The 20,791-nt window shown below is 41.3% G+C and carries 19 protein-coding genes; 5 read left to right on the top strand and 14 right to left on the bottom strand.

The annotated features are described in order from the left end of the window. Positions 1–249: 249 nt before the first annotated feature. Positions 250–1,923 carry a glycoside hydrolase family 13 protein gene (locus ACYH0O_RS07675; RefSeq protein WP_482631840.1) on the bottom strand — a complete coding sequence of 558 codons (1,674 nt, stop codon included), beginning with the start codon at positions 1,921–1,923 and terminating at the stop codon, positions 250–252. 166 nt (positions 1,924–2,089) lie between these two features. Between ACYH0O_RS07675 and ACYH0O_RS07670 the strand changes: the two genes are divergently transcribed. Then, positions 2,090–2,515: a disulfide oxidoreductase gene (locus tag ACYH0O_RS07670; RefSeq protein ID WP_149155022.1), complete on the top strand. Its 426-nt coding sequence runs from the start codon at positions 2,090–2,092 to the stop codon at positions 2,513–2,515. A 1-nt stretch (position 2,516) separates the two neighbouring features. Next, entirely contained in the window at positions 2,517–2,990 is a 474-nt protein-coding gene (locus tag ACYH0O_RS07665; protein WP_149155021.1) for a thioredoxin family protein, read from the top strand. A 187-nt stretch (positions 2,991–3,177) separates the two neighbouring features. On the opposite strand, the gene ACYH0O_RS07660 is transcribed toward ACYH0O_RS07665, so the two are convergent. Then, a complete protein-coding gene (locus ACYH0O_RS07660) occupies positions 3,178–3,579 on the bottom strand; it encodes a YhcU family protein (RefSeq protein WP_262481653.1) in 402 nt (133 codons plus the stop codon). Positions 3,580–3,750: 171 nt separating this feature from the next. Between ACYH0O_RS07660 and ACYH0O_RS07655 the strand changes: the two genes are divergently transcribed. After that, positions 3,751–4,635 carry an RluA family pseudouridine synthase gene (locus ACYH0O_RS07655; protein ID WP_482631839.1) on the top strand — a complete coding sequence of 295 codons (885 nt, stop codon included), beginning with the start codon at positions 3,751–3,753 and terminating at the stop codon, positions 4,633–4,635. Positions 4,636–4,693: 58 nt separating this feature from the next. Here ACYH0O_RS07655 and wrbA read toward each other — a convergent pair whose 3' ends face one another. The 9 genes from wrbA to ACYH0O_RS07610 all read right to left on the bottom strand — a co-directional run bounded on the left by wrbA (position 4,694) and on the right by ACYH0O_RS07610 (position 15,541). Next, on the bottom strand, positions 4,694–5,308 hold the full coding sequence (wrbA, locus tag ACYH0O_RS07650; RefSeq protein ID WP_149155018.1) for an NAD(P)H:quinone oxidoreductase: 615 nt from the start codon (positions 5,306–5,308) through the stop codon (positions 4,694–4,696). Positions 5,309–5,509: 201 nt separating this feature from the next. Beyond that, positions 5,510–5,917, bottom strand: a complete 408-nt coding sequence (locus ACYH0O_RS07645) for a DoxX family protein (protein ID WP_482631838.1) — start codon at positions 5,915–5,917, stop codon at positions 5,510–5,512. Positions 5,918–6,194: 277 nt separating this feature from the next. Further along, positions 6,195–7,025 carry an aldo/keto reductase gene (locus tag ACYH0O_RS07640; protein WP_482631837.1) on the bottom strand — a complete coding sequence of 277 codons (831 nt, stop codon included), beginning with the start codon at positions 7,023–7,025 and terminating at the stop codon, positions 6,195–6,197. 533 nt (positions 7,026–7,558) lie between these two features. Beyond that, complete coding sequence (gene helD / locus ACYH0O_RS07635; RefSeq protein ID WP_482631836.1) at positions 7,559–9,826, bottom strand: RNA polymerase recycling motor HelD; 2,268 nt, start codon at positions 9,824–9,826, stop codon at positions 7,559–7,561. A gap of 409 nt (positions 9,827–10,235) precedes the next feature. Beyond that, positions 10,236–11,395, bottom strand: a protein-coding gene (locus tag ACYH0O_RS07630; protein WP_482629156.1) for an IS3 family transposase whose coding sequence is annotated in 2 segments (ribosomal slippage) — positions 10,236–11,116 and positions 11,116–11,395 — 1,161 coding nt in all. Because the reading frame shifts where the segments join, the coding sequence is not laid out codon by codon here. Between the two features lie 28 nt (positions 11,396–11,423). After that, complete coding sequence (locus ACYH0O_RS07625) at positions 11,424–12,743, bottom strand: ATP-binding protein (RefSeq protein ID WP_482631835.1); 1,320 nt, start codon at positions 12,741–12,743, stop codon at positions 11,424–11,426. A gap of 140 nt (positions 12,744–12,883) precedes the next feature. After that, the gene (locus ACYH0O_RS07620) at positions 12,884–13,816 is read right to left on the bottom strand and encodes an ATP-grasp domain-containing protein (RefSeq protein WP_482631834.1); all 933 of its coding nucleotides are present in this window, start codon (positions 13,814–13,816) and stop codon (positions 12,884–12,886) included. A 98-nt stretch (positions 13,817–13,914) separates the two neighbouring features. Next, a complete protein-coding gene (mscL, locus tag ACYH0O_RS07615) occupies positions 13,915–14,376 on the bottom strand; it encodes a large conductance mechanosensitive channel protein MscL (protein ID WP_426891258.1) in 462 nt (153 codons plus the stop codon). 202 nt (positions 14,377–14,578) lie between these two features. Next, positions 14,579–15,541, bottom strand: coding sequence for a LacI family DNA-binding transcriptional regulator (locus ACYH0O_RS07610; RefSeq protein ID WP_482631833.1), 963 nt, complete (start codon positions 15,539–15,541; stop codon positions 14,579–14,581). A 147-nt stretch (positions 15,542–15,688) separates the two neighbouring features. Between ACYH0O_RS07610 and ACYH0O_RS07605 the strand changes: the two genes are divergently transcribed. Then, entirely contained in the window at positions 15,689–15,829 is a 141-nt protein-coding gene (locus ACYH0O_RS07605; protein WP_188048454.1) for a hypothetical protein, read from the top strand. Positions 15,830–15,860: 31 nt separating this feature from the next. On the opposite strand, the gene ACYH0O_RS07600 is transcribed toward ACYH0O_RS07605, so the two are convergent. Further along, positions 15,861–16,169, bottom strand: coding sequence for a winged helix-turn-helix transcriptional regulator (locus tag ACYH0O_RS07600; protein ID WP_149155010.1), 309 nt, complete (start codon positions 16,167–16,169; stop codon positions 15,861–15,863). 140 nt (positions 16,170–16,309) lie between these two features. On the opposite strand from ACYH0O_RS07600, the gene ACYH0O_RS07595 reads away from it, so the two are divergent. Next, entirely contained in the window at positions 16,310–16,921 is a 612-nt protein-coding gene (locus ACYH0O_RS07595; protein WP_482631832.1) for a nitroreductase family protein, read from the top strand. Positions 16,922–17,252: 331 nt separating this feature from the next. On the opposite strand, the gene cydC is transcribed toward ACYH0O_RS07595, so the two are convergent. Both cydC and cydD read right to left on the bottom strand, forming a co-directional pair. Further along, complete coding sequence (gene cydC, locus ACYH0O_RS07590) at positions 17,253–18,971, bottom strand: thiol reductant ABC exporter subunit CydC (protein WP_482632520.1); 1,719 nt, start codon at positions 18,969–18,971, stop codon at positions 17,253–17,255. Beyond that, entirely contained in the window at positions 18,971–20,701 is a 1,731-nt protein-coding gene (cydD, locus tag ACYH0O_RS07585; protein WP_482631831.1) for a thiol reductant ABC exporter subunit CydD, read from the bottom strand. Before cydD ends, cydC begins: the two co-directional genes overlap by 1 nt. Between the last annotated feature and the right edge of the window lie 90 nt (positions 20,702–20,791).

The following is a 20,791-nucleotide window of genomic DNA, read 5'->3' as shown; positions in this document are numbered from 1 at the left end:
GATCTACTCCTTCATAAATTACCTGAATTATATACCCTTATAGTGCACTGTTGAAACGAAGTTCATGACAGTCCATCCCTTTTATTTTAGCAAAGGGGTGTGGATGATTTGAAGAAATTTGATTTGGGGTTAAATATTCTTAAAATAGCCAGTAGCGGTTGATTTCATAGATCTTTAACACCAAACAAATTTTACAAAAAATGTCCTTAAAAATAGAAGCACCCGATCATATTGGTGCTTCCTTTCATTTTACCTCTTAAAATAATAAGCCGTTGCTTCCCAAGGGTTTAAAGTAAATTTATCTTTTTCATGCTTTTCTTCGTTTGTTATAAGGATTTCAGCCTGACTGATATCAAAAGAAGCGATGTTATCAATGACTTGTTTTTCTCCGGATACATTGCAAAGTACCATGATCTTTTCGTTTTCATATGTTCTCGTATAGGCATATACGGTAGGATGATCTGCATAGTGAAGTTCAAAGGATCCGTATGGGATAATTTCATGCTCTTTACGAAGAGCAATCAATTTTTGATAGTAGTAAAAAATGGATTCTGGATCTTTTAGAGCTTGTTCGGCATTGATTTCTTTGTAGTTGGGGTTAAGGGCAATCCAGGGTTCTCCTTCAGTGAACCCTCCCTGGTCCCCGCTGTTCCACTGCATAGGGGTTCTTGCGTTGTCTCTTCCCTTTACATATATGGACTTCATGATTTCTTCAGGATCCATTCCTAGCGCTATTTTTTCGCGATACATGTTCAGGGTCTCGATATCCTTGTACTCATCAATGGACGAGAATCGGACATTCGTCATTCCAAGCTCCTCGCCTTGATAAATGTAAGGCGTCCCCTGCATCAGATGAAGAAGTGTTGCCAGCATTTTGGCAGATTTCACGCGGTAATCTCCATCGTCACCAAGTCGTGACACAATCCTTGGCTGATCGTGGTTGTTCCAGTACAAACTGTTCCAGCCCTTCCCGTGAAGTTCTGTCTGCCACTTCGTTAAAATGGTTTTCAATTTTACAAGGTCGAAAGGAATGACGTCCCATTTCCCTCCTGGACCCGAGTCCACATCCATATGTTCGAACTGAAATACCATATTCACCTCATTGCGGTCTTCACCTGTGTAAAGTACGGCTTGATCCGGTGCCACTCCCGGCATTTCACCAACAGTCATTGCATCATAATGTGATAAGATCTCTTGATTCATTTCCTTAAAGAATTCATGAATGCGCGGACCGTTCATAAAGTACTCATGACCGGAAGCATACGTCTTCCCTTCAGGATTTGGCGCATCAGGCAGTGTTGGCACTTTCGAAATGAAGTTGATGACATCCATACGGAAACCATCGATTCCTTTATCCAGCCAGAATTTCATCATGTCATAGATTTCCTGTCGCAGCTTCGGGTTCTCCCAGTTTAGATCCGGCTGCTTTTTCGAAAAGAGATGTAAGAAATATTCCTCTGTCGTTTCATCATATTCCCAAGCAGAACCGCTAAATACAGACTCCCAGTTATTCGGCTCTTTTCCGTTTTTTCCTTCACGCCAAATATAATAATCACGATATGGGTTGTCCTTTGATTTCCTCGATTCCACAAACCAGCCGTGCTCATCGGAAGAGTGATTCACCACTAAGTCCATAACAAGCTTCATACCACGGTTATGCATTTCCTCAAGCATTTCTTCCCAATCTGCCATCGTGCCGAACTCATCCATAATCTTTTTATAATTGCTTATATCATAACCATTATCATCATTAGGAGATTCATACACAGGTGATAACCAGACCACATCAATGCCCAGTTCTTTCAGATAATCCAATTTAGAAATAATTCCTCTAATATCCCCGACGCCATCTCCATTTGAATCCATGAAACTGCGAGGGTAAATTTGATAGACTACCGATTCTTTCCACCATTGTTTTGTCATATGTGATTTCCTCCTGTTAGGTCAATTCAAAGAATAAAACGCTTACTGCAAACGTTTGCATAAATCGTTAAAAAAATATCATATTTCTTCATAAAGATTTCTCATTTTACATTTATAATAATAACATACTATAATTTGATAGAATATACTTAGAAAGGAATTCTATATGAATAAAAAAGCAGATTCTCTGTTGTTCCTTGCATGGGCTTCCTCTCTTGTCGCAACTATGGGGAGCTTATATTTCTCTGAAATCATGAAATATGAACCATGTGTATTATGCTGGTATCAGCGTATCTTAATGTATCCGATGGTCATTCTATTAGGTGTGGCCTATGTCCGCAAAGATTTTCAAGCGGCATTATATTCTACTATTTTATCCGGAATCGGCCTTATCGTTTCCTTGTATCACTACTCTATTCAAAAAGTTTCAATCCTTACAGAGAGTGCACCCGCCTGCGGACGGGTTCCATGTACAGGCGAATACATCAACCTGTTCGGATTTATCACCATCCCATTCTTGGCATTGACCGGTTTCTTTATCATCTTCATCGCAAGTGTAATGGTATTAAAAGCATTAAAGGAGGACAAATAGATTGAAGAAAATCATCATATTTCTAGTAGCGATCGTCGCATTATTTGCTGCCATCGCGCTCATCACAAGCATGCAAAACAGTCAAAAAGCAGAGGGAAATAAGTTTAAAAAAGCGAATCTTAATCCTGCCACAGTCGAACTGCTGGACGACCCTAACTATCAGAATGTGGTCCTGCCAGAGGAATTAGAAGAGAAATTAAAGAATAACGAAGATGTGACTGTGTATTTCTATAGCTCATCGTGTATTCATTGTAAGAGAACTACTCCTATACTTGCACCACTTGCCGAAGACATGGGAGTCGATATGGTTCAGTACAATCTTCTTGAATTTGAACAAGGATGGGATCAGTACCGAATCGAATCCACTCCAACACTGGTACATTTCGAAGGTGGAAAAGAAGTAGCGAGAATCGTAGGGGAACAACCTGAAGAAGAATTTAAGAAGTTTTTTGAAGAGAACGTTACGAAAGAATAATAAAGCAAAAAAAGAGGGGCTGACTTTTCCACGAGTCAGCCCCTTTCAAGTGAGGAGGAATTTCAAGATGAAGATACTGTGTATCTTCAAAATCAACTTATTACAAGCTATTTTCCCCTCACTGGAATCTTCTAAACATTTTTACACGAATCTTCTAAAGTATCAAACTTTTTGCGACGTGATTTTTCTAAACAAGCAGTTGGTTATCCGCTCTCGAATAAATACTTAAATTATGCTTACAATCAGTTTCTTCACTGAATTGATCATAAGACAGTGGGAAAAACATACCAAACCCTTGAAGAATATCAGCATTGCGGTAAAACATTTCTTCATACACTTCTTCTTTTGATCCGCTCTCGACAATGGAAATCAATGTTTGTAAGCTTGAAATCACCTGGAACGCTTCTTTAAGGGTTCCGAAGTATTCAAAGTTTCTCGTCGTCGTATGTAATACTTGCATATCATCAAATTGCTCAATTTCATCATCTGTGAAATAATCAGGGAAAATAGTACAATACATATACTGTATGAGCTCTTGAATTTTGTCTTCCTGTTCATGTGTTGATGCTAGTAAAACTTTCACCGTCATAACCCACCTTTGTAATGGTTGTAATCTCTCTGTAATAGATATATTAAGGATAACATAGAAGTAGAACCAACAGCGTGGTAATTATACCCATGAAATGGGTTGAATAGGAGTTAAATTAGGTTTAAATACCCACACAAGTATAAGATTTTTGTCAGTTGAAGGAGTTTTTTGATGAAAACACAGAAAAAAGGAGAACTATTTGAACTAGTTGTTCCAGACAAATGGAAAAATGTAACGATTGAAACAATTCTTAGAAATCACTGGCAAGCACCTAAGAAACTAATTCATTCCATGAGGATGGCGGGTGATATTAAAGTGAACGGGAAATCGATTTCCTGGACCCAGCCCCTTTCTCCGGGAGATACGCTTCAGCTTCATTTATTTAAAGAAGTAGAATATGATGTCCCTCCGACCTATGGAGAAATCGATGTACTATTCGAAGATAACCATCTGATTGTCGTCAACAAACCTGCGGGAATTGATACTCACCCAAACCATCCGAATGAGACGGAAACCCTTGCAAATCTGGTGGCCTTTCACTATCAAGCCCGGGGAGAAAGCAGCCGCGTCCAGCACATTCATCGTTTGGATCATGATACATCGGGAGCAATCATCTTCGCCAAGCACCCGTTAAGTAAAGCGATTCTTGACCGCCTTCTCACTGAGAGACAGATCAAGCGTACATACAACGCTCTCGTTCATGGTCGATTGAAGCAAAAAAAAGGCACCATCTCTGAACCGATCGGCAGGGACCGCCATCACAATACAAGAAGAAGGGTCTCACCTTCTGGTCAGGATGCAATCACCCACTACAAGGTGCTGGAGTATAAAAATCCTTTTACACTAGTTGAGGTCCAGCTCGATACTGGACGCACCCACCAGATTCGCGTCCATATGAGTCACATCGGTCATCCTTTAGTCGGAGACATATTATATGGAGGAAGGCCGATTTTCAATAGGCAAGCGCTGCATGCTGCACGGATTTCATTTCCTCATCCCCTGACTGGGGAATGGATTGAGTGTGAGGCTGATTGTGCCGATGATGTCGGGTTGTGAGAACAAAAAAAAAACGAGCCACTCCCATTCGTGAGTGACTCGTTTTTTTATATGTTATTTATTTCAATCCGTTTTTTACTGCTTCAGCAATTTGGATGGTACGGCGAGTTTGGTGTTTCACTGCAGGCTCAACGGCTTCAACCATATTACCCTCTTGATCGACTGTTACACTCGTTCCGTACGGGTTTCCTCCTGTAGTAAAGCTTGATTGGTCTGTATATCCAGGGGCTGCGATGATTGCACCCCAATGCATCATAGTTGTGTAAAGAGCCAGGACCGTCTGCTCCTGTCCACCGTGTGAGTTGCTTGCAGATGAAGTGGCACTTACTACTTTATTTGCAAGTTTCCCGTTGAACCAAAGACCTCCAGTAGTATCCAGGAAGGCTTTGACTTGAGAAGGAACATTTCCGAATCGGGTTGGAACATTGAAAAGGTATGCGTCTGCCCACTCAAGATCATCAAGTGTCGCAACAGGTACGATATCTTTTGTTTCATTATAGTGCTTTTCCCATGCTGGGTTTGAAGCGATCGCTCCTTCAGGTGCCGTTTCTTCAAAACGCAGTACCTTCACTTCAGCGCCTGCTTCTTTCGCAGCCTCTTCTGCCCATTTCGCCATTTGATAATTTGTTCCCGTTGAACTGTAGTACATGATTGCTAATTTTACATTAGACATAATCTTAATCTCTCCTTTAAATATGGTTTATATATAGTAAATAAGTGAAACACCGAATCCGAGTGCAGGTAAATCAATCAACATTCACCTGCATTATTCATTTGCTACCTAATTGAAAGTAGTGATGTTGGATTGCATGCCGAGTTTCTGTGTTGGATTTCCACATCGTATATGTGTACATTTGAATTCCTATGAACTTATCTAAAATAAAAGTGCATCTATAGAAAATGATCCTGCCCCTACCAGTGCAACTCCAAGAGCAACAACAATGAGCATCACATTATATTCTGTACCATTTTGTGTAACCCAATAACCATTTGGTCCGTGAACTTTTACGATCGCTACAATCATCGTTCCAATGATAAGTAACGCTGCTAATGGCGTCAAAAAACCTGCCGCGAATAGTAATCCCCCTGCAACTTCAGAAAGTCCTGCAAGTAATGCCATCGTTTTTCCCGGCTTGATTCCAATGGACTCAAAGAAACCACCTGTTCCTTGTAGTCCGTGTCCACCAAACCAGCCAAATAATTTCTGTGCTCCGTGAGCAGCCAATGTTAACCCTACTACTAAACGAATAACCAATAAACCGAAAGCAGCTAGTGCTGTCATTTTACTTCCTCCTTTATGTTTTCCCATCGAGATGTAGCTTCAAACATTTCAAATTCAATTATTCTCAAATTATTTATCTTGAATTTGAGATATATGTGTAAAAAAAGAGTACTTGTTATCTCGAATGTATTTATTTTGATTTCGAGATAATTGTATAATACTCCTCGCTTCCCTGTCAATAACTATTTTACAACTTTGTTAATAATGGGACATGAAGGAGAAAATAAGAGGTCCGTCCCTCTTCTGGAGGGACGGACCTCTAACATATACCTATCGATTAAAAATCGAAGTTGTCCGGATCTGGCCCGAAGCGTTCGTCGAGATTTAATCCGTTGATTTGGTTCATTTCTTCCAGTGATAATTCGAAGTTGAATAGATCTGCGTTTTCTTTTATTCGGCTTTCATGAACAGATTTAGGAATAATGATGACATCATTCTGAAGGTGCCAGCGTAGAATCACTTGGGCAGCGGATTTTTCATGCTTTTCAGCAATGTGATTCAGTGTTGGCTCATCCAGTACACGCCCTTGAGCGATTGGTGACCATGCTTCGACTGCAATATTTTGTGATGCACAGAATTCTCTTATTTTTTCCTGATTCAGACGAGGGTGTAATTCGATTTGATTTAATACAGGCTTTTCATTGCTGTTCTTCATCAAATCTTCAAGGTGATGCTGATGGAAGTTACTTACACCGATTGACTTCACTAACCCTTCGCTATGCAGTCTTTCGAGTGCCTTCCATGTATCAATGTATTTTCCTTCTACCGGCCAGTGAATTAAATAAAGATCCAGGTAGTCCATATCAAGCTTTTTCAGGCTGGTTTCGAATGCTTTCAATGTCGTATCGTAGCCTTGATCACTATTCCATACTTTCGATGTAATGAACAGTTCCTCTCTCGCTACTCCACCTTCTTTCACACCTTGGCCTACACTTTCTTCGTTGTCGTAGATCGCCGCTGTATCGATGGAACGGTACCCTGACTTAATCGCTGTTCGAACAGCCTGCACCGTTTCAGACGGATCTTTCATTTGGTAAACTCCTAAACCGACATAAGGAATTTTGATTCCATTATGTAATGTCTTCGTGCTCTGTAAGTTTTTTAACATATTGCATCCCTCCTGATTTACTATTTTACAAATTCACTCAGCTTTTTGCTAATGTTATGATTGAAAAATTTGTTTATATACTAAATTAAGAGGCTGGGACAAAACTAAAAAACCACGATAAAAAGACGAACAATAGAAGTGTAGGTTCTTCATACCGCTAATGATTTCCGTGCAAGACTACGCTTTCCGCGGGTAGCCCGTGAGCCTCCTCGGCAAGCCTGCGGGTAGAAAAGCGGAGGGGCTTCGCTCAGAGGCGGTTGGCATAAGGCGGAGCGGCCTTGAAGGCGTTCTTTTCCTTCATGGACGATCTGCCTTATGACATTTGCCTCTAAGCCCTATAGCTGGACAAGTCTCACATAAGCTACTCTTCCCGCAGGAGTCTTCGTCTTGCACTCCAATCAACCGCTGGAAACAGCTAAAATCAAGTTTTGAAAATACATAATAAACCCGAACAAATCTGCACACTAAGAAGCAGGTTTGTTCGGGTTTGACTTAGGCTAAAAAACTTTTGTCCCAGCCTCAATTTGGAGCTTCTACCGGCCGATAAATTGACCTCTATTCTTCCCGATAAACGCGAGCTTATGCAGGGGGCGTGTCATGGACACGTATTGGAGCTTAATGTCGAGTTCGTTTTCCGCTTTGAATGCTTCATCCACCGTTGCGATGATGACGACATCGAATTCGAGTCCTTTTGACAGGTAAGATGGGACAACGACGATTTGATCTTTTGGGATCGATTCCTGTTCTTCTAATAACTTCACTTTCCCGGGCTGCCGATCTTGAAGGATTCCGCTGATTTTCACACAATCCTTCATGCTTTTACCGATCACGGCGAAGGTTTGGAATCCTTCTTCTCGTCCAGAATTCACCTTCTCCTCGATTACGGCAGCCAATTCTTCTAATTCCACAAACTCATCGAAGCTGGGAGAATCTCCGTGTCTCACCACTGGATTCACTTTAGGAAATTCATAGGGTAAGAGATTCAGCAGTTTATTTGCTTCCTCCATGATTTCAATTGTGGTTCGGTAGCTTTTTTGCAACTCGGTATAGGTGGCCCTCGGAAAAACATCTCTATACACCGGTTCCCATGACTGAAGTCCACGGTAGGAGTGAATTCCCTGGGCAAGATCCCCCACTAATGTAAACATGTCGGTTTCAAGTGCCCTCTTCAACGAATAAAGCTGCATATAACTATAATCCTGTGCTTCATCAATCACGATATTTTTCGCTTTATAAAATTTATCGATTCCAAACAAGTGAGTTTGCAAGTAAAGAAGAATGGCTAAGTCTTCTACCTCATACTGCTTCTTCTCCGCGTATTTCAACGTATATTGACTAAGCTGTTCTGCCTGTTGCATGCTTAGCTCACCTTTCGAGTAAGAAGCCAGCCGATTCGGATCTGAGAACAATTCTATGAAGTATTGATCCAGGTTTTTCTTTTCAAACTGCTTCATGTAGGCCGTTACGCTTGTTCGGATCGCCTTCTTAACTTCTTCGACCCGCTCTTTTTTCTTGTCCAATGCTTTTGACACATAGTCCTTCCGATTTGCTGCTTGTGTCCTTTGAAAAAGCGCTGTTTCGATCCGTTCATCGAAAAACCTCTCTACCTTCCCCACCATCTGCTTCTTGTTCGTCCGAACATAACTCTGTAAGAGAGCTTTGAGCTTATCCATCCGGCGATAGATTGGCATATACGTATATTCATCTTTAAAAAGGTGAGTGAACTTTTTTGCCGTGTAGAGCTTGTATTTATCAACATAGAAGTCCTTTGATGTATAAAAACGCTGTTCAATTTCTTCTATATAATAATCAAGAATTCTCCTAAATGCTTTGGAGCCTTTAAACCCAGATATCCAGGATGCAGTCTTTATGTCTTCACCCTTGGTTTCAATTAACTGAATGAGCTTGTTATCTTCTACTAATTTCAGCTTTTTCTCTAAGCAGGTCATGACATAATCCGTGAACGTCGTTTGTCTTACCCGTTCAACCCCAAGTTCCGGCAAGGCTTCTGAAATGTAGTCGATAAACAAATTACTTGGTGCAAGGATCATCAGTTGTTTCGGGTCAAAATGCTGCTTATAGTTGTAAATAAAGTATGAAATCCGATGAAGGGCGATGGTTGTCTTTCCGCTTCCTGCCGCTCCTTGAACAATGATAGGCTTGTTTAAATCGGCCCGGATGATCCGGTTCTGTTCTTCTTGAATGGTGGAAATGATCTCAGTTAAACGATTGCTGGAGCTTTTGGCTAATGAATCCTGAAGCAGTTCATCAGTGGTCGTTAAATCTATATCCCTGATTTCTTCTAACAAACCATCCTCAATCATGTACTGACGTTTTAATGAAAGATCTCCTTCATATGTTTCGTCTTCCGCTTCATACGAAACATCACCGATCCGTCCTTCGTAATACAGGTTTGCGATGGGAGACCGCCAGTCCACGATGATTTGTTCTTGATTCTCCCTCTGATACAGGGAGGTCTTCCCAATATAGTGCTTCTCCACCTTGTCCGATCCCTCATGTTGAAAATCAATCCTGGCAAAATACGGTTTCGTTTTCGCTTTCGTTAGGGACTCCAGTTCTTCTTTGGACATCTCAAAAAAGCTTGAGTTCGTCAAGATATCGATGTAAGCAGCACTTGACTCGCCCCAATCAATATCTCCAAAAGCTTTTTCCATGTTTTCCTTATACTTTTCCTTACTCGTCTGGGATGTGCTGATGACCACATCAATGTAACGCTTCGTAAACTCCAGGCGTTCTGATTCAGTTGAAAAATCGGGATGAATAGTTGATTCCTTCGTCATACATTTCTCCTTCCAAATGTTAGTAGCCGCAATGGAGAAAAAACGTCTCAACAATACCACTAAGGTAACGACTCTCGGTGGGGAAACGTTCATAACGAAAAGCGGAGGCGGCTCGATCAGGCCCGACAAGCATAAGTTGAGTTTGGCGAGAAGGCGCATTTTGTCTTCTTGCCAGACTTAGCTTATGACCTCGAAGGCCTAGCCGCCGGAGCTAGACAATAGAAAGACATATCGAAATCTGTAAAAATTATGTAGGCGTTTGGGAGCAGGAATATATATTATCAGATAATTTAAGAAAGTTCAATACACAATTAATAATCATTGACCTGGATGCGTTGGGGAATCAGTAAAATAAAAAAACCTACATCTATAATGGAGTGACACAGTCAAATAAGACTAAATAAAACACCTAAGCTGCCATGACTCTAAATTCTACCGGAGTCTGGCAGTTTAATTTTGTAAAAGGACGACAATAATTATAATAATACATGTACGATTCTATTTTCTTTCGTACTGTATGGTTGGTTAGTTTCCCTCGATCCAGAGGGCTGAATTCTTCTGACTTTAAAGAGGAGTGGAAGGATTCGATGACGGCATTATCAAAGCAGTTTCCTCGTCGGGACATGCTTGTGATAATGCCTCTTTTTTTTGCGTCTTCCTGAAAATCATACGATGTATATTGAGACCCTTGATCACTGTGAAGGATGCATCCAGATACATCACGACCTTCACACGCTCTCTTTAACGTATCTAGCACTAGAGCTTTATCTTGTTTATCACTAATGGTGTAAGCAAGAATTTCGTTATTATACAAGTCCATAATCGTTGATAAATATAACATTTTCTCACCATAAGGAAGATAGGTAATATCTGTAACCCATTTTTCACTTGGCTTAGATGCATGGAATTCTCTGTTTAAGTAATTCGGCACCACGATTTTACTTTCCCCAGCTATATAGTTTTGTCTTTTCCGTTTAACACGGCACTGAATATTAAATTTCTGCATAATTCGTTGTACAGTGTTCCGATTGACTTTGAGTTTGTGCTCTTTACGCAAGAGATCACGAACCATCCGGTGCCCGATGCGAAATTTCAAATCCCCGCAAATATCAATGATTTTCTTCTCTAATTCTGATGGGCCCCATGACTTTCCCCGCCAACGATAATAAGTAGCCTTTGCCACTCCAAAGCATTCACAAAGGGCAATAACGGTATATTTATGTTTAAACATCTCTACGGTCTGTACGAATACTTCTGGGACCACTTCCTTTCGATTTCCCTGTACTTTCCCAACAATTCCTCACGCATTTCATAATAAGCAACTTTCTTTCGTAACTGGGCTAGTTCACTTTCATCATTAGGACCTTTCCCATAAGAATATTGTTTACCAAGAGGTTGAGCAAAACGATGGGCCTCACCATTCTTGAACCATTTCACCCAGGTCTTAATCTGAGATCGATTCTTAATCCCGAACATCTCCATTAACTCTTGATTTGAATGTTTACCTTCTAATTTTAAACGGACAACTTCTTTCTTAACTTCTTCTGGATAGGACATTTTATTACCCATAGAAAAAACACCTCCAAATGTAAATGAATTATTTACTACTTGAAGGTGTTTTATTCAGTCTCATATTATTAGGTCTCTCTAATAAAGATGAAGGTTCTTTCATACGATCCACAGGAAACACAATCTGAAAACTTGTCCCCTTGCCAACTTTACTTTCAACTGTAATGACGCCTCTCATCGCTTCAATGATGCGATAGGAAACCATAAGCCCAAGACCAGTACCTTTTTCCTTGGTAGAAAAATAAGGTTCTCCCAGTCTGGCGTGTTGTTCAGAGGTCATCCCGACTCCAGTATCAGTGATGGTGATGCTGACGTTGCCCTTTTGAACCTTCGAAAGCATCGTAAGGGTACCCCCTTTTGGCATGGACTCGATCGCATTTTTGATGATGTTGAGAAATGCTTGCTGAAAGCTCCGTGTATTGCCGACAATGGTGGCGTCCATGATGCTTTTATGTACGTCCACCGATTGCTGGTTGCTCAGGGGCTCTACCATATCAACAAGCTTATTGAGTTGTTCAGAAATTGAGATGTCCTCTATATGATCAGGGTCCGGCTTGGCAAATGTGAGATAGTCATTGATGATATCCTCTGCCCGGTTCAGTTCTGATGATGCGATGGCTAAGTATTGCTCTTTTTTTCCGACTGGAAGATTTTCTTGATGGAGCAATCTTAGAAATCCTTTAATAACCGTTAACGGATTCTTCACTTCGTGTGAAATGCTGGCTGCCAGTTGAGCGAGCACTTCCATTTTTTCTATTTTCACGAGTGCTTGTTTGATTTGAATCTGTTTAAGCAATGTTTCACATATGTATGTCAAGATGAGCATTCCCACTGAGGGGAGTAAGATGAAATTAATGAGATAGCTTTCATCGATTACAAACACTGTCATGGCATTAGCAATAAGGGCCGCTACTATTGAATGAATGGTAAAGAGAATCACCGAGAATATAATCTTCTTACGGCTTGTTAAACGGTCAAAAACGAACCACTTCATCCCGATAACCGTCAAAAGGTAGATTACCACATAAATAACAAATGCTACTAAACTCCAACTATATATCATAGTTCTGGATACCAATAAAACAACTAAGAGTGCGAGCCCTGTGTATGGTCCTCCATACATAATTCCGAGTACGAAAGGAATCATCCTTAAATCATGTACACAGTATGGATTATGATAGATCGGGGAAAGCATGCACAGGATAATGGCAATACTCAAAGAAACAAGGGTTGCTAACCTTGTGTACCAACCATGTATCATCTTTCTTTCGATAAGGAAAAAAATTAAAAAAATACTCAAAATGATATAAAAGAAATTATTAATAACATCCTGATTAAAGATAATCATACTTACCCTTTTACCTTTCACAGATATTGTCTACTTTATAGAAATTCTACCATACTAATACAAAAATCGTTACAATTATATATGTAATCGTGCATTTACATAAGAAAACCCCCCTGTACATGCACAGGAGAGTCATCACTTTACACCGTTTTCAATTGTTCTCCAAGATATTTTGCCAGCTCTAGCATCCCGAATTGTCCGTACTTCGCCTCGGCTTCCTTGTTGTAATTTGTATTGGTGTTCACATCATACGTGTAGATGGTGCCTTCTTTATCCTGAATAAATTCAATCCCGGCAATATCGATCCGGTTTTCTTTTAAAAATGCTTCATAGGATGAAAGGATGCCATGGGAAAAGTTTTCCCTGATTTGAAATTTAGGTTTCTCTTCTTGCTCCCCCACTGGACAAAATAAATCATCGACCTGGCAGACATCGGCAGGACATAATTCAAATCCTTTTGACGTATCCACCCTTACTGCATAAATGAATTTGCCCCCAATGAATTCACAGCGCGTAATCGAAGCGTCTGGTGCTTCAATATATTCCTGAATTAGCGTTGTGCCATCTAGCGGTTCTTCAAATGTATCACTGTAGACATAGTTTTTCAATGCGTCCACTGAATGAAACAACTGAACACCCAATCCTTTTCCTGCACGATTATGCTTGGTGATGAATGATGGCTTGTTGAGCTTTTGTGCGGCTTCTATGATATGTTGTTTTCCAACGGCTGCAATGGTTTTAGGTGTCTTGATGCAGGCAGCGTTCAAGGCCATATACTGGTTCACTTTACTCACTTCCAACCGGAGGGCACGGCTCCCGTTCAGTACCTTTCTTTCATATCTCTCCAACCATGAAAGAACGCTTTCCGTTAACTCAGGTGCAAAACGATGGTTTCTGGTATGAGAAGATGCACTGATTCGATTATAGAAAACGCCTTCTGGAGGTTCTGATGATAAATCGATGAGCCCTTGATCGAGAAACCATTCCTCATAAGGCAATTGAAGCTCGTCGAGACAAGTCGTTAAATGATTGGTCCAATCACTATTTTCATGAATAATATGAATTTTTTTCACGATCATTACACCCTTTGTTCATATGATTTTTAAAAAATGGTCGTACAACACAAAGTAATCCTACTATAAAAGTAGGATTTAGGTCAATGATCATGAATTTATCTTGGCTTTCTGTCGGTTCTCATCTGAATTTTCATACCACTTTTGGTGAGCTGATCGATTGTTTTCGGGACTTCATCGCTATGGGAAGGGCTATGATCGTCCTTCAAGATATCCCTGATTTCCTGTAAGACTTCAAGGTTCGTCGTTTGCTTCACTTTGTATTGCTGCTCTCCGCCTTTCAAGCGGTTGACCACTTTTATCATCAGAAAAATACTCATGGCCACGAGAAGAAAGTCTACAAAGGCTTGTAGGAACTTTCCCAATTCAATCACCTCTGCTCCAATTCGAAGGTGCAGACCTTCTAAGTTAATGCCGCCAAATAAAATTCCGATTGCCGGCATCATCATGTCTTGAACGAGTGACTCCACAATCTTGCCAAACGCTGAACCAATGATGACTGCAATTGCTATATCAATTACATTCCCCCTTGAAATGAATTGTTTAAATTCAGGCCACATGATGATTTCACCTACCGCTTCATTACTCTTAACATATGGCAGAAACGAGTGAGTTATGAAGACAAGGGCAAAAAAGCTACATAAGATATTTCCCTACAATGGCAAGCAACACAATAAAAGCGACTACCCCCATTAGAATGATCAACATTTTTTCTTCTTTATTTCCTAACATTCTTTTCGCCTCCTCTATTTCTTAAGGAACTTACACGGTCCCTCTTTCAAATAATTTTGTTTCCAGTATCACGGGGCGAGGGTCCGTATTTTCAAGAAATAGTTTAAACGATTCTTCTCCCACTTTTCGTATCGGTACTTCAAAGGATGTAATGTCCAGGGCATCGGCAATAGGATGATTATCAAAGCTTAAGATAGCCAAATCATCGGGTATTCTGATCCCTCTTTTCCCTGCCTCTGTCACCATACCGGCTGAAACCTGATCACTCGTTACGATAAGGGCTGAAGGTTTTTCTTTCAGCTGTTCCCATGCCTTCACCACGTCTCTTCCATCTTCCAGGTGATAGCAGTCATTGAAGATCCACTCTTCACGCACAGGATTGCCCGCAGCTTCTGAGCTATCGTAATACCCCCGGATTCTCTCTTCACTATTCGTCCCAAACATTCGATTCAGGCATAGACCTATCCGGGAGTGACCTTTTGAATAAAGATGCTCGAGACCATTCCTGATTCCTTGATAGTGATCGATATATATTTTCTTACACGAGTGACCGTACACATTCTCACAGAAAACAACATTGGCGTTTTCCATGAACGGAGTGAGAACATCCAGTGAATTTGATCGTGAAGTTAATATCAATCCGTCCACTTCCTTCATTTGCAGACGATGAAAGGCATCAAGTTCGGCTCCCTTGTCATAATTCGTTTGAAAAAGTTGAAGATGATATCCATGCTTTAACGCTTCACCTGCAATACCTTGAATAATCTCTCCGAAGTAAGGAAGGTTCAAATACGGCAAAACAACTCCTATGCTATAGGTCTTTCCTTTTGATAAATGGACAGCGTTTGCGTTTTTAGTATAATTTAATTGCTCGACGGCCTCGAGAACCTTCTGACGTTTTTCTTCTTTCACATAAGGGTGTTCATTTAATACCCTTGAAACCGTTGAAACAGATACTCCCGCAAGCTTGGCTATACTGCGTATATTTGTCATACCCATACCCCTCATTAGATATTCTGAATGGCCCACCTATCCATTTTGCGCAAAACTTTTAATAAACGCTTGCTCTGAAACGCGTTTCACACTTTAGAGTTAATCATGCAAGGGGTCGACCCTAAAACATGATAAGGAGGCTATACTATGCTCGGTATTTTATTCTTACCCGTTCTGTGTATCATGATCATCGGAGGAAGCTACGCCGCATTAAAGCCCATCCATTTCTATACCCCCTACGATCAACAGGATCCATTTGAGCACATATACAACCATAAACTCAACTAGTGCAAGTGCCTGCTTTCAATGAAGCAGGCTTTTATTTTACCCATTTTACTGCCCACCACTGGACGGCCTCCATCACTGGCTCCAGTTCCCTTCCCTTTTTCGTCAGGCTATAAAGGACTTTGACCGGCTTTTCGTCGAGAACTTCCCGGGACACGATACCGTTTTCCTCCAGTTCCTTTAATCTATCGGTTAACACCTTTTGACTGATATTCGGTATTTCTGCATTTATATCTTTAAAACGGCACGTTCCTTCAAATAATACCTTTATGATCATCCCTATCCAGCGCTTGCCTAATAGTTCAAAGGCAGCGGCATATTTCGGGCAAAGTTTTGTTTCCATGCAAGTTTTCACATCCTAAAACGTTATTCCTTGACGCATACTAAAACGTCGGTTATATTGTTCATATTGCTTGCGCACTTACAAAAAGTAAGTAACATACAAATATTATAACACTTTTTAAACATCAAGGAGGCTTTATCATGGATAATTTCTTTCAAGTCGTCGATGAACGACGCTCAACGAAAGTATACGATCCTCAAGTGGAGATCCCCCGTGAGGAATTAGTCAGCCTGCTCGAAACAGCAGGAAAAGCACCATCTGCCTGGAATCTTCAGCAGTGGAAATTCCTGGTATTCGATCATAAAGAAGTTCAACAACGCTTACTTCCAATTGCCTATAATCAACAACAGGTACATGATGCTTCTGCAGTTGTGGCTATACTTGGTGACCTGGAAGCCAATAAGAATGTCGACCCTGTCTTTGATCCTGCCATTGAAAAAGGTGAAATGACGGCGGAAATCAAAGAGGTACTGAAGAAACAAATTGACGGTGCTTACAGCCGCGATGAATATCCAAGAGACGCAGCTTTCAGTAACGCTTCCTTAGCTGCTATGCAATTCATGCTTGCTGCAAAAGCGAAAGGCTGGGATACTTGCCCAATCGGCGGTTTCAATCCGTCAGCTCTCGTTTCCGAATTCAATGTGTCGGACCGTTATATCCCGATTATGCTGATTACAATCGGAAAACCACTTCAAGAAGCACGAAAATCAGATCGTTTAGATATCCGCAACTTAATTGATTGGGCGGAATAAGCCTATGAAAAGAGGCTGGGACAAAAGTTTTTTATCCTAAGTCAAACCCGAACAAACCTGCCTCTTAGTGTGCAGATTTGTTCGGGTTTATTATTTGTTTTCTAATCATTTGATTTTAACTGTTTCCAGCGGTTGATTGGAGTGCAAGACGAAGACTCCTGCGGGAAAGTAGCTTATGTGAGACCCCGCAGGCTTGCCGAGGAGGCTCACGGGCTACCCGCGGAAAGCGTAGTCTTGCACGGAAATCATTAGCGGTATAAAGAACCTACACTTCTATTGTTCGTCTTTTTATCGTGGTTTTTTAGTTTTGTCCCAGCCTCTTTTTAGTCTGTTAAAAGAGTACGCTCTTTTCAATCTGTTTCATTTCATAGAAGTAGCCTTTTTTCCTCATGAGCTCATCAAAATTTCCTGCTTCTACAACCTCTCCCTGATCCATGACAACGATTTGATCCATATTTTCAAGACCAGTTAAACGATGACAGATCAGAATCAACGTGTCTCCACCGGCCACTGTATAAAGATGGTCAAAGATCTCTTTCTCCGTCAACGCATCAACCGAAGACGTCGGTTCATCCAGCATCCATAAGGGTGACCCCTTCAACAATGTCCTTGCAATCGCCAATCGCTGCTTTTCTCCTCCAGAAAGATTCTCTCCTTTTTCCAGTACAGTGTCCTCTAACGAAAAGTTGCGTAGCTTCACTTTTTCTAATGCCGATTCCATTTCCCCGTCTGTCAGTCCATCACGCACCAGCATAAGATTATCCTTTATAGTGCCGTAAAAGAAATGATTTTCTTGAAGAACCACATTGGCATGCTCCCACAACGACTCTTTATCCAAATCTTTCATGGAAGTATCGTTTACGAAAATAGATCCGTGATCTACTGAGTAAAAATTCAATAACAGTTGAAGCATTGTTGATTTCCCTGATCCCGAAGGTCCTACAATCGCTGTTTTCGAACCTGCAGGCAACTTAAGATCCACACCATCCAAAGCCTTTCTTTCCTCTCCCTCAAAGGAAAAGCTTACATTCTTCAAATGAAAGGACGGAGCTTCCCCGCCAAGTTTCCCACCAAATGAAGGTCCGTCCCTCTCAATGCTCTCTTCGGGAATGACAGAAGAGAGCCTGGACGCCGCTCTGCGGGAATCTTCATAGTGTGTAGGGAGGATTGCCATGGGGGTGGCGTTTTCGAATACAGTTAATGAGATCATGACAAGCATAGCAAGGTATATTCCATCCAGTTGACCTGATCCTACCGAATATGCTCCTACAGCTAAAACGATCCATGAAATAAGAAGCGAAACCAGGATATTGGTTGAATGACTAAAGAGGGAATGGATACCCTCACGTTCCTGTTCACTCACATAGCCTGTTGATGCATGAACAAGACTTCTCTCTTTATCCTCCAGTCTCTGATAGATTTTCAGGTCTCTGAATCCATGAAGAAATTCCGTTACCTCAGTAGACAAGTCCCCTCTTCTTTCTCTTAATGTCATTTCAAACTTTCTCTGTTTAAGAGCAAAATAGGCAGGGACGACGAATCCCGTCAGCAGAAGGCCCACGAGAAGGATCAATGCAACAGATACAGAATAAAACATCGTAAACAAAATCGTACTTAAGAACACCATCACCAGAATGATCGGCGGATAAAAGACCCTAAGAAAGAAATTCTGGAGGCTCTCTACGTCCCCGACAATTCTTGAGAGAAGATCTCCACTTCTGTATCGACCGAAAATCCCAGGCGCTAACGGTTCGATTGCTTCATAAATCGAGACTCGTAAATTAGCCAGAATCGTGAATGTAGCACGATGGGAAAAATAACGTTCAGCGTACCGGCTTAGCGCCTTTGTAAAACCGAATAGCTTCAAGAGCGCAATCATCACCGTCAGTGCGTAAAGTGGCACTTCCAAAGCTGCTTTAGAAATTAAATAACCACTGGAAGCAAATAATCCCACAGAGGTCATTCCAGCCAGGAAGCCAAAAAGAATAGAATACACTATATCCTTCTTTTCCTTCATCATCAGCTTTACGACAAATCCTAACTCTTTCATCATGTATTCACCCCTTGCTGTGCTGTCACCATCTCCTGATAGCGAGAAGAGGACATTATTAACTTCTCATGATTCCCTATGCCCGCTAATTCCCCATTTTCCAAGAACAGAATTTGATCCGCTTCACGAATTGTATGCAGGCGGTGAGCCACTGTAATCACCGTTGAATCCTTGGATAATTCCTGAATGGAGGTTTGAAGGATTCCCTCGGTTTTAAGATCCAATCCTGTTGTCGGTTCGTCGAAGAGAATAAGAGAAGATTTTTTGAGAAAAGCCCTGGCTAAGGCAATACGCTGCTTTTCTCCTCCTGACAGCCCTCTCCCCGCTTCACCGATTAGTGTGTCATACCCTCTATCGAGACCTGCAATCATGTGTGAGATTCCTGCTTTTTCAGCAGCGTATTCAATCTCTTCCCGGGTGACCCCTTCTCTTCCTCCAACCGCAATATTCTCTGAGATTGTGCCTGAGAATAAATACGGATTCTGTGAAATATAACTCAGTTGATCAAACCAGTCGCTTTCTCTATATTCACTTCTCGAATGTCCATCAATCACGATGTCTCCTTCAGAGGGATCAAGAAGTCCTGCTAAAAGATGAAGAAGGGTTGTTTTCCCTGCTCCGCTGTGACCGACGATCGCCACTTGACTGCCGGGAGGGAAGACTGCCGAAATGGATTGAAGAACAAATCCCTTTTCCCCGTAGGAAAACCCGACATTACGCAATTCAATTGTGGCAGGAGTCCCAATTGATTCGAGTTCCTTCTCTCCCCAATGCACAGGTCGATCTTTTTCTTTAAGCTCCTCCATGACTTTCTTTCCGGCCCCCATACTTCCTCGACCAGTATGAAAGGCTTGCCCAAGTTCTTTTAGTGATAAATAGAATTCCGGGGCAAGCACAAGAACGAAGAAAGCGGTGAAGAATGAAATGCTTTCAAAGACGACTAATCTGAGCCCTACTTCAAGAGCAATCAGTCCAATACTTAACATGGAAATAAACTCTAGCATCAAGGAAGATAAGAATGCGGTCTTTAACACTTCCATGGTTGCTTCACGAAAGTCAAGACTGGCAGAACGGATCCCTTCTTTCTGTTGACCCCCTCTTCCAAGGAGCTTCAAGGTAGTCAATCCTTGCAGTGTATCGAGAAATCGTCCAGAAAAAGCCGTCAGCTTATCCATTTGCTTCTCGGATTTGTTTTTTGTCATCACTCCGATAATCGCCATAAACAGAGGAATGAACGGTGCCGTTATGACCATGATCAGACCCGTATAAATATGCTCAGTAGAAATGGTGATTAATAGTATTAACGGAACGATGGTCGTTTGAATTCTTTGGGGTACGTACTGACTGTAATACCCATCCAGCCCATCGACAGCATCCATCATCGTACTGACTTTTTGTCCAGACTGCCCTTGGATGGACGCTTGCAGTGGATTTTTTGCCCACTTATTCAAGAGCCGCTTTCTCAAGTCGCTCTTTACCCTCGAAGCCATCCTGATTCCGGTTCGTCCATTCACATACGTGAGGGCTGCTCTCCCCACTAAAATAAGCAGCAATGCGCCAAGCATTGGGAGAATGTCTTGAAATTCCTCTCCCTCTATAAACATTTTATCTACAATGCTAACCAGCAAGTAAGCTTGACCAATTACGACTCCCCCCATTAATAGGGATGTTCCGTAAAGTGTCATCATGGATGATTTCTGCTGCTTAGCCATTCGATTCAGTTCTTTCATAATTTCTCTCAACTCCAAAAGTTAAAAGTTAGTGAAATGTTTCACAAATCAATAACTCTATTATAGTAAACTTGTTCTCTTTATGCATCT

The sequence above is a fragment of the Rossellomorea sp. H136 genome, from assembly GCF_056838065.1.
Note: the sequence above shows the minus strand (reverse complement) of the source record. Positions and strands in the feature narration are given on the sequence as shown.

Coding starts and splice junctions, on each gene's coding strand:
- cydD (WP_482631831.1), bottom strand. CDS start 20,701: ATGAAAGAACTGAATCGAATGGCTAAGCAGCAGAAATCATCCATGATG.
- mscL (WP_426891258.1), bottom strand. CDS start 14,376: ATGTGGCCTGAATTTAAACAATTCATTTCAAGGGGGAATGTAATTGAT.
- ACYH0O_RS07645 (WP_482631838.1), bottom strand. CDS start 5,917: ATGACAGCACTAGCTGCTTTCGGTTTATTGGTTATTCGTTTAGTAGTA.
- ACYH0O_RS07675 (WP_482631840.1), bottom strand. CDS start 1,923: ATGACAAAACAATGGTGGAAAGAATCGGTAGTCTATCAAATTTACCCT.
- ACYH0O_RS07605 (WP_188048454.1), top strand. CDS start 15,689: ATGCTCGGTATTTTATTCTTACCCGTTCTGTGTATCATGATCATCGGA.
- ACYH0O_RS07640 (WP_482631837.1), bottom strand. CDS start 7,025: ATGTTAAAAAACTTACAGAGCACGAAGACATTACATAATGGAATCAAA.
- ACYH0O_RS07595 (WP_482631832.1), top strand. CDS start 16,310: ATGGATAATTTCTTTCAAGTCGTCGATGAACGACGCTCAACGAAAGTA.
- ACYH0O_RS07610 (WP_482631833.1), bottom strand. CDS start 15,541: ATGACAAATATACGCAGTATAGCCAAGCTTGCGGGAGTATCTGTTTCA.
- cydC (WP_482632520.1), bottom strand. CDS start 18,971: ATGAAAGAGTTAGGATTTGTCGTAAAGCTGATGATGAAGGAAAAGAAG.
- ACYH0O_RS07600 (WP_149155010.1), bottom strand. CDS start 16,169: ATGGAAACAAAACTTTGCCCGAAATATGCCGCTGCCTTTGAACTATTA.
- ACYH0O_RS07655 (WP_482631839.1), top strand. CDS start 3,751: ATGAAAACACAGAAAAAAGGAGAACTATTTGAACTAGTTGTTCCAGAC.
- ACYH0O_RS07625 (WP_482631835.1), bottom strand. CDS start 12,743: ATGATTATCTTTAATCAGGATGTTATTAATAATTTCTTTTATATCATT.
- wrbA (WP_149155018.1), bottom strand. CDS start 5,308: ATGTCTAATGTAAAATTAGCAATCATGTACTACAGTTCAACGGGAACA.
- ACYH0O_RS07670 (WP_149155022.1), top strand. CDS start 2,090: ATGAATAAAAAAGCAGATTCTCTGTTGTTCCTTGCATGGGCTTCCTCT.
- ACYH0O_RS07660 (WP_262481653.1), bottom strand. CDS start 3,579: ATGACGGTGAAAGTTTTACTAGCATCAACACATGAACAGGAAGACAAA.
- helD (WP_482631836.1), bottom strand. CDS start 9,826: ATGACGAAGGAATCAACTATTCATCCCGATTTTTCAACTGAATCAGAA.